Origin of the sequence: Thermoclostridium stercorarium subsp. stercorarium DSM 8532 (assembly GCF_000331995.1) — a bacterium.
GTDB classification, from domain to species: Bacteria; Bacillota; Clostridia; order DSM-8532; family DSM-8532; genus Thermoclostridium; species Thermoclostridium stercorarium.
The window spans coordinates 1,769,678-1,782,939 of the sequence record NC_020134.1 but is presented as its reverse complement, the minus strand read 5'-3'; the positions used below and the strand labels follow the sequence as shown (position 1 = coordinate 1,782,939).

Below are 13,262 nucleotides of genomic sequence, written 5' to 3'. Positions count from 1 at the left end.
CAAAATGGCTTCGGGAAGGGCTGAAAAAATGATTGATGGAAAGAGCAAATCAAAGATAAATGAATGGTTATGGGGTTGGTTCCTGGTAGCTCCGGCTGTAATTGGACTTATAATTCTTAACATTATACCGGCAATACAGACATTTTATTTAAGTTTTTTTAAAAGCGGCGATTTCGGTCGGGGTAATATATTTATAGGATTAGAAAATTACAAGAAACTGATAAATGACTCACAGGTATGGTATGCAGTGAGAAATACTCTGCTGTATACTTTATTTGTTGTTCCGGTAAGTGTTTTTTTAGCTGCTGTTATAGCGGTGTTGCTCAATAAAAATATAAAAGGAAGAGGCATATACCGCAGTATTTATTACATGCCTGTCATTGCAACTCCTGCGGCAGTTACAATGGTTTGGAGATGGCTTTATAATTACCATTACGGGCTTATTAACTATGTTTTGAAACAATTAGGATTAAACCCTGTTAATTGGATAGACGATCCCAAGGTAGCCCTGATATCAATAGCAATTATCAGTATATGGAGTACAACGGGTTATAATATGGTACTTATTCTTGCCGGACTTCAGGATATTCCTACAGTTTATTATGAAGCTTCAAACATAGATGGTGCAAACGCAATAACTCAGTTTTTTAAAATCACAATACCTCTGGTTTCGCCGACATTGTTCTTTGTTATTACCACTTCGGTAATACAATGCATGCAGGTATTTGATGTGGTTTACATGATGATTGATGTGACAAGACCGTCATATGACAGTACCGTATCTTTGGTTTACCTCTTTTACAATAATTCATTCAAGTATTTGAACAAGGGTTATGGTTCAGCCATTGTGATGGTGTTGCTTCTGATAATTTCAGTTATTACGGTAATACAAGTTAAGCTGCAGAAAAGATGGGTTAATTATATGGGCTAGGGGGATTTTAATGACAGTCAGAAACAAAGTTTACAGGGTTATCATACATATATTTCTTATAATAGGATCATTTATTATGATTATGCCATTTGTCTGGATGGTCTTGACATCGTTTAAATCCGTTACTGAGGCCACTCAAATGAATCCTTTTGTATTTTTCCCTACTAAATGGAGAATCGAAAACTATCTTGATGTGATTAAGCAGAATAATTTCTTAAGACTGTATTATAATACTTTTTCAATGATCTTCTGGCGTGTGGTCTGTGCCGTCGCTTTCAGTTCGATGGCCGGATATGCATTTGCAAGGCTTAATTTTCCCGGGAGGGATTTCTGTTTTGGAATTGTACTGTTTCAGATGATGATCCCTACACAGGTTTTCATTATCCCCCAGTACCTTATGGTAGATAAACTTGGGGCAAGGAATACGATTTTTGCATTGGTTTTTCCCGGACTGGTAAGTGCATTCGGGACCTTTTTACTGCGCCAGTTTTTCAAAAGTATTCCGGTTGAGTTGGAACAGGCGGCAAGAATTGATGGGTGCAACATAGGCCAGACATTTGTTTTAATAATGCTGCCTTTGGTCAGGTCAGGAATGGTGGCGCTGAGTATATTTACTGCATTGTTTGCGTTTAAAGACCTTATGTGGCCTCTTATAGTAAACTCCAGCCCGGACTATGCGACATTGGCATCTGCTTTGGCCAAAATTCAAAGTGCATATTCCGTTAAGTATAACATTCTGATGGCGGCTTCTGTTCTTGCCATCTGGCCAATGATACTTATTTATTTCATATTCCAGAGGCAATTCATGCAAAGTGTAACCACATCAGGACTGACTATGTGACGTTCATCAGGGAAATTAATTGTACAGGGGGATGACAATGCCAATTATTTTTCATGAAGAATCTGGTGAATTTCATCTTTATAATAAAAGCATCAGCTATATAATTAAAATATTGCCTAATAAACAGCTTGGAAACCTTTATTTCGGCAAAGTTATAAAAGACAGAAAGTCATTTTCACATTTATTCCAGAAAAAAGCCAGACCCTTATCGGCTTATGTTTTTGAAGATGATCCGGCTTTTTCACTTCAGCATACCATGCAAGAATATCCGTCATATGGGACTACTGATTTTAGAAGCCCTGCTTTTGAGATAAAGCAGAAAAATGGGAGCAGAATATCCTGTTTTGAATATAAAAAACATGAAATTTTTGCAGGCAAGAATGGCTTAGAAGGCCTTCCGGCGACTTATGTGGAAGAACCAGCCGATGCAGATACCCTTGAAATAACGCTGTATGATGAACTTATTAAAACAGAACTGGTTTTGAGCTATACAATATTCAACAATTATTCTGCGATAGCCAGAAGCGCAAGGTTCATAAACAAAGGAGAAGAAACGATTGTGCTGGAAAGGGCAATGAGCGCAAGCATTGATTTTATTGACAGCGATTTTGAGATGATCCAGCTTTCCGGCGCATGGTCACGGGAACGGCATATTAAAACGAGAAAACTTCAGCAGGGCATACAGGGGGTTTACAGTATGCGCGGTATTAGCAGTGCGGAACATAATCCGTTTATTGCCCTAAAAAGACCAAATACGGATGAAAACAGCGGCGAAGTATATGGTTTCAGCTTAATATACAGCGGCAACCATCTTGAACAGGTTGAGGTAGATACCCACAACATGACAAGAGTTATGCTGGGTATTCATCCGGATACTTTTGAGTGGCCGTTGGAAAAAGGAGAATTTTTTCAGACACCTGAAGCAATAATTGTTTATTCAGACGAGGGGCTCAATAAGATGAGTCAGACATTCCATAAGCTGTTCAGCAAACATCTTATAAGCAGACAATGGCGTGACAAACCCAGACCGGTTCTTATAAACAGTTGGGAAGCTACTGGCGCAAATTTTACTGAGGAAAAGCTTTTAAGAATGGCAGAAATAGCAAAGGAACTTGGAATCGAACTGTTTGTGCTTGATGACGGATGGTTTGGAAACCGAGACAACGATAAAGCAGGGCTGGGAGATTGGAATATTGTTAACAGGAAAAAACTTCCCGATGGTATTGAAGGCCTGGCTGACAAAATTGAATCAATGGGCATGAAATTCGGGCTTTGGTTTGAGCCGGAATCAGTAAATAAGGACAGCAACTTATACAGAAAACACCCTGATTGGATAATTGCGACCCCGGGAAGAAGGACATCAGCTTCACGTAACCAGTACGTTTTGGATTTCTCGAGAAAAGAAGTGGTTGATTATATTTATTCCGTAATGGAAAAAGTTCTGAGCAGTGCAAAAATATCCTATGTAAAATGGGATATGAACAGGTATATAACTGAGTGTTATTCTTTGGGGGCGGAAGCCGGCAGCCAAGGAACGGTTTTTCACCGGTATATTCTGGGAGTATATAATTTATTTTCAAGATTGACAGAGAGGTTTCCATATATACTTTTTGAAGCATGCTCAAGCGGTGGGGCACGGTTTGATCCCGGAATACTGTATTATGCTCCGCAAGTATGGACAAGCGATAATACTGATGCAATTGAGAGACTGAAGATTCAGTATGGTACTTCTCTGCTCTATCCAATAAGTACTATGGGAGCTCATGTTTCAGAAGTTCCCAATCAGCAAGTAGGAAGAATTACGCCTATTGAAACAAGAGCCAATGTAGCTTATTTCGGAGTGTTTGGTTATGAACTTGATTTGACTTTATTAACAGAAGAAGAAAAAGAAAAGATAAAAAAACAGATTACTTTTTATAAATTCCACAGAGAACTTTTTCTTAAAGGAACATTTTACCGTATATTAAGCCCGTTTGACGGAAATGAAACGTCCTGGATAGTTGTATCAGAAGATAAATCAGAAGCTATTGCAGCGTATTACAAGACTCTGAATTATGCTAACAAAGGCTGGAAAAGGCTTAAACTTGTAGGGCTTGACAGAGATAAGAAATATATTATTGACAACGACAATGAAAGGTATTATTACGGTGATGAACTTATGAATGTCGGTATTGTATTAAAGGATGAAGAATTATGTGCAAACGGAAATGACTTTTCGTCCATTATCTTTTATTTGAAAAGTATCTAAATACGGAATGGGAAAAAGGCGAATGATACATATTTGTTAAGCTTATGCAAGAATAAAATATCATTCGCCTTTTTTACTTGCGCTGACCAATTCTTCGATTTGTGTTCTGTATTCGGTTGGACTTATATTATAGTACTTTTTAAACAGTTTAGAGAAATAAAGCGGATCGGAATAACCTATCCGCTCTGAAATTTCACTTATTGATAAGTTTGATTTTTTTAGAAGATTACGGGCTTTTTCCAAGCGATAATTTATCAGATACTGCTGAGGAGATACATGCATTATTTTTTTAAAAATGTTTGCAAAATAACTTCTGTCAATACCGATATAATTTGCAATGTCATTTACTTTTATGTCTTTGTCATAATTATGATCGATAAACTCAAGGGCGTGTTCAACATAGATCTGGTAAGGATAGTCATAGATATTATGCTGTTCGTTTGCATTATTTTCATTAATCAATGCCGAAAGAAACATGAATAAAAAGCCTTCCCTTTTGAGATCGTTTGCATATGTCAGTTTGCTGGCATTTAGCATTCCTTTAACACAATTCACCAATTCCTCTTTACATTTAAATACACCAATCCGGTTTTCCTTGTTAAGTGAAGCATAGTTTAAGCAGGTTTCGGCCTTAGCTCCTCCAAACCCCACCCAGATATAAGTCCATGGATCTTCCGTATCTGCCTGGTAGAAAGTAATTTCATCAGGATATATTACAAATGCATTATATTCTCCAAGGTGATATGTTTTTCCGTCTGCCTGAAAAATACCTTTTCCGCTTAATATGTAATGAATCAAGTATTCAGAGCGAGTAGCGGGACCATAATAATGCCCCGGTTCACATTCTTCCATTCCGCAATAACAGAGATATAAATCGACCGAATGTTTTTTAAGATATTCAAGACATTTATATCTTGCAGAATTGGTGAATTTAGGTTTCATATTACCCTCCAATTCCAACGGATATGCAGACATGACACTACTATTGGATAATTTGTTACAAATAAAATTTTACCATTAAGTTTCCTTAAAAACAAATGATTTGTCATATTTCACAATTATGTTTTCTGGTACATACTCCTTGAACATAAGCCTTCTGGATAATTTTCACCAGAGCTTTAACATTTCCACCGGTTTCGGAAAGCCGGGGAAGGACATACTTGCAAAGTTGTTCTAAAAGTGTCATTTTATTATTTGCAGCCACAGTATGACATCCTCAGATTTAAAAGTTTTGGGTTTTTTCATAATAGAGCAGAAATTATATCGAGGTTATTTTGTAAGTAAGCCTCCATGAAATTTACGCCACTGATTGAGACTTTAACGAGATTTAAACTGAAAAGTGGATATAGCAAGTAAGTAAAGCAAAAAACCAGAAAGATGGGATTAATTAGTACCTGTTCGGTTATAGGTCAGCCAAAAAAGTGCTGTATAAAAATAAATGTTAGGCTTTTTTGCTAAACGATTGGCTTTCTATATTTGCACGGTGTTTAATGTTTGCGATTTATATTAAATTTCATACAAAATAAAATTATTTCATATCTTTATAAAATGCTGTATAATTGTACATGGGTGATTCATATGATACTTGCGAGGGAAAATATAAGCAAATACAAAATTCAGGATTATTTGGGAAGAGGTTTTTTGTGCAACTGCGGCAGGGAACACTCCGTTGATATTGAAAAGGTTGTTATCGAAAACGGTGCCATTGCTAAAATTCCTGAGATACTCATTTTTTTTAATTTCAAGAAAATATTTATGGTTGCGGACGAAAATACCTATAATGTGGCAGGTGCCGGCATTGAAAAAATTTTAAGGAACGGAGATTTTGAACTTTACAAACTTGTTTATATCAGAGAAGGAAATCTTGTACCGGATGAGAAAGCCATGGGGGAGTTTATAATAAATCTACCTGAAACCACCGATGTAATCCTCGCAGTCGGTTCGGGAGTAATAAGCGACCTTTGCAAATTCATGAGCTACAAACTGAAAATACCGTATATAATGGTCGCCACAGCTCCGTCAATGGACGGGTATGCATCAACTGCGGCTCCTCTGACAATCAACGGTTTAAAGACAACATTATCGGCAACGGTGCCAAAAGCTATTATCGGCGATATTGACATTTTGAAAAATGCGCCGATGGATATGATCAGGGCCGGATTTGGGGATGTGATTGGAAAATACTCGGCAATAAATGACTGGAAACTTGGAAGGCTCATAAATGATGAATATTACTGCGAATTTGTCTCAGATATGGTAATGTATTCGGTAAAAAAATGTGTGGAGACGGCGGACAGACTTCAAAAAAGGGATGACAGTGCCATTCGGAATCTGATGGAGTGTTTGCTGTTAACCGGAATTGCCATGAGCTACACCGGAAATTCAAGGCCTGCTTCAGGTTCGGAACATCACCTTTCTCATTTCATCGAAATGGTTTATATGTTTGACGGTAAGGAATCCCCGCCTCACGGGATTAAAGTAGGATTTAATACCATTGCGGTGAATTACATAAGGGAAAAAATATCTGAATTAAATCCTGATTTCAGTGAAGTAACGAAAAAAGCGTCGGAATTTGACAAAAACAAATGGCTTGAAGACGTAAAAAGGCTGTTCCGTGTTTCTGCGGCGGAGGTTATAGATCTTAATGAGAGGGAAGGAATAAATTCATATGACAAAAGGATGAAGAGGGTAAAAAGGATTATTGACAGATGGAATGAAATTGTTGAGATTTTGGCTGAAGTACCGTCATATAATGAAATAAGGGATATTTTGCGGAAGATTGGCGCGCCTGTAACGCTAAAGGAGCTCGGCGTGGACAGGGAGACTGTTCTTAACGGCCTGGTGTACGCAAAAGAAATAAGAAACAGGTATACGGTTCTGCAACTGGCATGGGATCTGGGAGTGCTTGGCGATTTGGCCGAAGAAATGGGACAGAAGTTTTATGTGTAATAAAGTTACACATGAAAAAGCTTTTACCGGAAATCCGGTAAAAGCTTTTTTATATACTTCCGGTGGAAGAATAATTATGTTAAACTCTTTGATAAATATATTTTTAAGCCCAAAGAATACGAATGAGAGGGAGCTGACATGAACAAAAGTGAAATAGCCGGCAAATACACAACTGATCCGGAAGTAAAACTTGTTCTGGCTCAGATTCTTGATAAAATGGAAAAGACACGGCAAAAAAATATACTTACCATGACTGGTTTTTTAAACGAGCACCAGCGGGCTGTTGCTGGAAAGCTTATAAAAGATTTTGGAAATCCCGATCATGTCTTTTACGGAGGATATGAAGGTGCGCAGAGGGCGGTCCTGATTTTTCTGCCTGATTATATCCGACCGGAAGAAATAACCGATGATGATATAAATCCTCTTTCTTGTATTCGTGCGAAATATTCATCAGTAAATTCCGTTACTCACAGGGATATTCTTGGCGCCATCCTGGGTACCGGGTTAAAGAGGGAAGTTATAGGCGATATTCTGGTTAATGGTAATAGCAGCGACATTATTGTGATGAAGGAAGTAGTGCCTTACCTTGAAAGCAATTTCAGTTCGGCAGGTAAAACCAAACTTGAAATATCGGTTATACCGCTTAGTGAAATTCGCATACCTGAGGCAAAATTTAAAATTATTAACGATACGGTGGCTTCGCTCAGGCTTGACAGCGTAGTTTCATCGGCCTTTTCGGTCAGCCGTGAAAAAGCTGCGGAAGCGATAAAGGCAGGCAGGGTTTTTTTAAATTATCTTGAATGCAATAAAACCGACAAACAGGTAAATGAGGGTGATTTTATTACCGTCAGGGGAATGGGAAAGGCAGTTTTGCAGCAGGTCGGCGGAAAAACAGGAAAAGGACGTATCAGGGTTGTTATTGCGAAATATATATGATTTTTAATTCATGTGTATAATTATTCATTATGTTCCGCCGATTGGCAGAAGTTGTTGAAATTATATTAACCTATTAGTATAATTATACAGTATTATTTATGAGGAGGAAAGGTTCATGACCGGAGACAGGTTTCAAATGCTCATTGCAATGTCTGCATATATGATCCTCGTTATACTTATAGGGTTATATTATGCCAGGCGTGCAAATGAAAGCAGTAAACATTTTTTTCTGGGAGGAAGGACCATAGGACCTTGGATGACTGCACTGAGTGCGGAAGCTTCTGACATGAGCGGTTGGCTTTTAATGGGACTTCCCGGCGTTGCTTACTGGGTTGGGCTGAGCGATGCAATATGGACTGCGATTGGACTTGCTTTGGGTACATATATAAACTGGCTGGTGGTGGCAAAACGACTTCGCAGTTATTCCGCCATTTCCGGCGACGCTATAACAATACCCGACTTTTTAAGCAACAGATTTAAGGAAAAGAAAAAGGTAATAATGACTGTTTCGGCTCTTTTTATTCTGATTTTTTTCACTGTTTATGCAGCAAGCTGTTTTGTTACCGTCGGAAAGCTGTTCAGTACGATTTTTGGGTTAAGTTATCAGTTTATGATGGTCATCGGAGCGCTTTTTGTGCTTTCTTATGTAATAATCGGCGGATTTCTTGCCGAAAGCGCTTCGGATTTTATGCAGGCAGTGGTAATGATTTTTGCCCTTGTTACAGTCCTTGGTATCGGTACTGTTACGGCAGGAGGAGTATCGAATATAATAAGCAATATTCGCAATATTCCCGGCTTTCTTGAGTTCTTTGGCATAGCCAGACCTTTGGTGGAAAACGGTGTGCAAAAGCTGTCGGAGACAGGACAGCCTCTTTTCGGGGAAGCAGGCTCATATGGTTTCTTATCCGTCATATCCACATTGTCATGGGGGCTGGGGTATTTCGGAATGCCCCATGTATTGTTAAGATTTATGGCAATACGCGACCCGGATGAACTTTACAAGTCAAGAGTGATAGGTACCACATGGTGTGTTATTTCACTTGTTTCGGCGGTTTCAATAGGACTTGTGGGAAGGATTTTATATCCGAACATTTTTCTCACCCAAAGCGATGCGGAAAACATATTTGTGCTTATGAGTTCGAATCTGTTGCCGCCATTGGCTGCCGGAATTGTTATGTCTGGAATTCTTGCAGCAACAATAAGTTCGTCGGATTCGTACCTTTTAATAGCTACTTCTGCGGTATCGAAAAACATATACCAGGGTATTGTCAGAAAAAAAGCATCCGACCGGGAAGTTATGATTGTTTCAAGAATAGTGCTCTTGTTAATAGCAGTAGCCGGAATGCTCATTGCTCTTGACGAAGACAGCGTGATATTCAATGTTGTCGCCTTTGCATGGGCGGGCTTCGGTGCAACATTCGGACCTGTTATGCTGTTCTCGCTTTTCTGGAAAAGGACGACAAGAAGCGGTGCGATAGCTGGTATGGTTGCGGGCGGTTCGACGGTGTTTATATGGAAACTTCTCATCAGGCCTCTTGGCGGAGCTTTTGACATCTATGAGCTGTTGCCTGCGTTTATAATTTCATGTATAGTTATAGTGGTTGTTTCATTAATATCCGAAAAACCATTGGAGGAAATTCTGGAAGAATTTGAGCGTGCCAGGATGTATAAAGCGGAGGCACAATAAAGAAAAAGAGGAATTTGTATATGACTGAAATTATGGAAAACCTCTCCGTGGACGGTATTTCTGGGGCCGAAATTAAATGCCGTTGCGGAAAAATGCACAAAAACCAAATAAAGGAGATTATTATAGAGCGGGGGGCTTTGGCGAAAATACCCGATATTATAAAAAAGCACGGCGGTTCAAATGTTTATGTCATAGCTGACAGAAATACATATGCGGCGGCAGGGGAAACAGTATGCAAAAATATCGAACGTTACAATCTTCCGTATTCTTTGTATGTATTTGATTCTGAACGCATTGAACCGGACGAGTTGGCTGTCGGAAAAGCAATAATGCATTATGACGGTAAATGTGATTTTATTGTCGGAATAGGCTCGGGTACAATCAACGACATCGGTAAAATGGTTGCATGCATTACGGGCAAACCGTACATGATTGTGGCGACGGCTCCGTCGATGGACGGATATGCATCTGCCACATCGTCAATGATCAGGGACGGAATAAAGGTCAGTCTGGGCACTGTTTGCCCCTGTGTGATTGTGGCCGATACAGAAGTTTTATGTAACGCGCCGAAGATACTTTTGCAGGCGGGAATAGGGGATATGCTCGCAAAATATATCAGTATATGCGAATGGCGTCTGTCGCACCTGATAACCGGGGAATACTACTGCGAAGAAATTGCATCGATGGTGCGGAATGCCCTGAAGAATTGTATGCAAATTGAAAGCCTGGAGTTTACCGAACCTGATGATATAAAACCCGTTATTGAGGGACTTATAATATCAGGTATTGCGATGAGTTTTGCAGGGCTTTCGCGGCCTGCCTCAGGAATGGAGCATTATTTTTCACACCTCTGGGACATGAGGGCAATTGAATTTAATACACCCTCAGCCCTTCACGGGATACAGTGCGGTGTTGCTACAGTTCTGTGCCTCAGGGTATATGAATTTATTGCCCGGCTTGTCCCCGACAGGAAAAAGGCTTGTGATTTTGTAAATTCATTTTCACTGAAAGAGTGGAACAGATTTCTTGCCGGTTTTCTTGGCAGGAGCGCCGAGGGATTGATTGAACTTGAAAGAAAAGAAAGGAAATACAATCCGGAGTCACATGCGAAGAGACTGGATATTATTGTAAACAACTGGGATGAAATTGTGAAGATCATTTCTGAAGAATTGCCTCCGGCCGAGCAGGTGGAAAAATATATGAAAAAACTTGGCATGCCGACAATGCCGAAAGAGCTGGGCTTTTCGGACGGCGAGGTGCAGGGAGCCTTCCTTGCTACAAAGGATATCCGCGATAAGTATATAGGCAGCAGGCTGCTATGGGATCTGGGGCTTCTCGATGAAGCAAAACATGTGTGTAGAAGCGTATGGTAAATTTAAATTGACACCCCCCTGTTTTAAATGATATGTTTGAATGAGAAGGGGGGTTTTTTTGTGAAACTTAATTACACGCGTACGGTAATCATAGGTCTTGCATTCTTTTCCATCTGTGCTTTCTGGCAGCTCTACGACAGCATAGTTCCGCTGATTTTGAAAAATACGTTTGATATCGGCGACACGGTTGCCGGAGGTATCATGGCGATGGATAACATCCTTGCGCTTTTTATGCTTCCGTTTTTTGGAGCTTTATCCGACAGGACTTCAACAAAAATAGGAAAAAGAATGCCTTATATTATCGGAGGTACGGCATTAGCTGTTGCAGCCATGAATTTTCTTCCGTATGGAGACAATACATTGAATTTTGTATTATTTGTTGTTGCGCTTTTAATAACTCTTTTGGCCATGAGTACCTATCGTTCCCCGGCTGTTGCGTTAATGCCTGACGTAACCCCTAAACCCCTTCGTTCCAAGGCAAACGCAATAATCAATCTGATGGGAGCGCTGGGTGGGGCATTTACATTGGTTATTATCTCGTTATTGGTTCCGGACGTCGCCAAGCCAGATTATTCCCCGCTGTTTTTAATAGTTTCAGGGTTAATGATTGTTTCTGTAGTTGTCCTCTTTCTGATTATAAATGAGAACAAACTGGTTGCCGAGATGCAGGAAACAAACGGTCACGGAGCAAATGTTGAAGAAACGGCTTCGGTAACGGGCAACGCTTTACCTAAGGATGTCAGGCGAAGCCTTATTTTTATACTGTTATCCATATTTTTCTGGTTTATGGCATATAATGCCGTTACAACGGCATTTTCCAAATATGCCCAGACGGTCTTGGGGATTAAAGGTGGAGGTTTCGCGTCAAGCCTGCTTGTGGCCACCGCTGCTGCGGTTGTATCGTATATCCCTGTGGGTTTAATAGCTTCAAAAATAGGGCGCAAAAAGACAATTCTTATAGGCATAACAATGATGTTTGTTTCTTTTGCCGCGGCGTCGTTTTTTACATCATATCATCCGCTTATAACGGTATTTCTGGCTCTGGTTGGCTCAGGCTGGGCGGCGATCAATGTCAACTCCTATCCAATGGTTGTGGAGATGGCAAAAGGGTCTGACGTGGGAAAATACACCGGGTATTATTATACTTTTTCAATGTCGGCGCAAATCCTTACGCCGGTTCTTTCAGGGGCTTTGCTGGAACACGTGGGATACAGAACCCTTTTTCCATATGCTGCGGTATTTATGATTATGGCGTTCTGCACAATGCTGACTGTCCGCCATGGCGACTCTAAACCCTTGCCGCCCGAGGAAAAACTTGAAATGTTGGATATAGGTGATTAACAGTATGATAATCGGATGCATTATAGGTATTTTAACTATTATGTTTTTGATTGTTTTGTATCTGATAAAACCCAACCAAAAAAGGATTGAAGCATTGCCTGTACGACTTTTTGCCCACAGAGGGCTCCATGGGAAAGGCATTCCTGAAAATACGCTGAAGGCTTTCAGAATGGCAAGTGAAAGAAATTTTGGCGTAGAACTGGATGTACGTTTCACTCTTGACAAAAAGGTTGTTGTGTTTCATGATGATTCATTAAAACTACTGTGTGGAAGGGATATAAAGGTTGGCGAGCTTACATATGATGCACTGCAAAGCTGTAATATAGCAGGCTCGGATGAAAAAATACCGTTGCTTACCGAGGCGCTTGAAGTTTTGAACGGCGTTCCGGTGATATGTGAAATAAAATCCGATAATAAGGGGCCAATAGAGGAACTGTGCGTTGCAGTAAGCGACATAATAAAAAAGTATAATGGATTTATCTGCATAGAATCCTTTGATCCCTTTGTGGTCAGGTGGTTCAGAAAAAACAGGCCTGAAGTTATCCGCGGGCAGCTTTCCATGCGTTTTACAACTGAAAACAGCGATCTTTCGCCAATTAAGGCGTTTATGATGAGAAACCTTTTTGTAAACGTTTTTTCACGACCCGATTTCATTGCATATCGGTACAGGGATGATTCCTTTGGATACTTTTTATGCCGGTGTGTGTTTAAACCGCTGTGTATACCTTGGACGGTGAAAGGTAAAAAAGATATAACTGAAGCTTCCGGGGTTTACGGTTCGGTGATTTTCGAAGAAATAGACGCCTGAAGCGAAATTTCTGCCAATGTCAACAGATTTTTAAATTCTGGGGATAAAGCCCGGGAGAAATTTGATGTAATTGAGGCAGAGCGTTTCAGCAAAGAGTTTTATCAATTTGCAATACCCTGATTGATCGCGACGGAGTACAAGGGCTATG

At 40.0% G+C, this 13,262-nt stretch carries 11 protein-coding genes; 9 read left to right on the top strand and 2 right to left on the bottom strand.

Annotation, left to right across the window (positions count from 1 at the left end):
• Positions 1-28: 28 nt before the first annotated feature.
• The 3 genes from CST_RS07760 to CST_RS07750 are packed head-to-tail and all read left to right on the top strand — an operon-like array spanning position 29 to position 4,020.
• Complete coding sequence (locus CST_RS07760; RefSeq protein ID WP_015359315.1) at positions 29-931, top strand: carbohydrate ABC transporter permease; 903 nt, start codon at positions 29-31, stop codon at positions 929-931.
• 10 nt (positions 932-941) lie between these two features.
• Positions 942-1,772: a carbohydrate ABC transporter permease gene (locus CST_RS07755; protein WP_015359314.1), complete on the top strand. Its 831-nt coding sequence runs from the start codon at positions 942-944 to the stop codon at positions 1,770-1,772.
• A gap of 37 nt (positions 1,773-1,809) precedes the next feature.
• Entirely contained in the window at positions 1,810-4,020 is a 2,211-nt protein-coding gene (locus CST_RS07750) for an alpha-galactosidase (protein WP_015359313.1), read from the top strand.
• A 60-nt stretch (positions 4,021-4,080) separates the two neighbouring features.
• Here CST_RS07750 and CST_RS07745 read toward each other — a convergent pair whose 3' ends face one another.
• Both CST_RS07745 and CST_RS13525 read right to left on the bottom strand, forming a co-directional pair.
• Positions 4,081-4,962 carry an AraC family transcriptional regulator gene (locus CST_RS07745; RefSeq protein WP_015359312.1) on the bottom strand — a complete coding sequence of 294 codons (882 nt, stop codon included), beginning with the start codon at positions 4,960-4,962 and terminating at the stop codon, positions 4,081-4,083.
• Between the two features lie 103 nt (positions 4,963-5,065).
• Positions 5,066-5,224 carry a hypothetical protein gene (locus tag CST_RS13525; protein ID WP_015359311.1) on the bottom strand — a complete coding sequence of 53 codons (159 nt, stop codon included), beginning with the start codon at positions 5,222-5,224 and terminating at the stop codon, positions 5,066-5,068.
• A gap of 374 nt (positions 5,225-5,598) precedes the next feature.
• Here CST_RS13525 and CST_RS07740 point away from each other — a divergent pair, with 374 nt between their 5' ends.
• The 6 genes from CST_RS07740 to CST_RS07715 all read left to right on the top strand — a co-directional run bounded on the left by CST_RS07740 (position 5,599) and on the right by CST_RS07715 (position 13,114).
• Complete coding sequence (locus CST_RS07740; protein ID WP_015359310.1) at positions 5,599-6,969, top strand: sn-glycerol-1-phosphate dehydrogenase; 1,371 nt, start codon at positions 5,599-5,601, stop codon at positions 6,967-6,969.
• Between the two features lie 138 nt (positions 6,970-7,107).
• Positions 7,108-7,905, top strand: coding sequence for a YlmH family RNA-binding protein (locus CST_RS07735; protein WP_015359309.1), 798 nt, complete (start codon positions 7,108-7,110; stop codon positions 7,903-7,905).
• A 115-nt stretch (positions 7,906-8,020) separates the two neighbouring features.
• Entirely contained in the window at positions 8,021-9,592 is a 1,572-nt protein-coding gene (gene putP, locus CST_RS07730) for a sodium/proline symporter PutP (protein WP_015359308.1), read from the top strand.
• A 20-nt stretch (positions 9,593-9,612) separates the two neighbouring features.
• Positions 9,613-10,965, top strand: a complete 1,353-nt coding sequence (locus CST_RS07725; protein WP_015359307.1) for a sn-glycerol-1-phosphate dehydrogenase — start codon at positions 9,613-9,615, stop codon at positions 10,963-10,965.
• A 60-nt stretch (positions 10,966-11,025) separates the two neighbouring features.
• Complete coding sequence (locus tag CST_RS07720) at positions 11,026-12,306, top strand: MFS transporter (RefSeq protein ID WP_015359306.1); 1,281 nt, start codon at positions 11,026-11,028, stop codon at positions 12,304-12,306.
• A gap of 4 nt (positions 12,307-12,310) precedes the next feature.
• Positions 12,311-13,114, top strand: a complete 804-nt coding sequence (locus CST_RS07715) for a glycerophosphodiester phosphodiesterase family protein (RefSeq protein WP_015359305.1) — start codon at positions 12,311-12,313, stop codon at positions 13,112-13,114.
• Positions 13,115-13,262 lie beyond the last annotated feature (148 nt).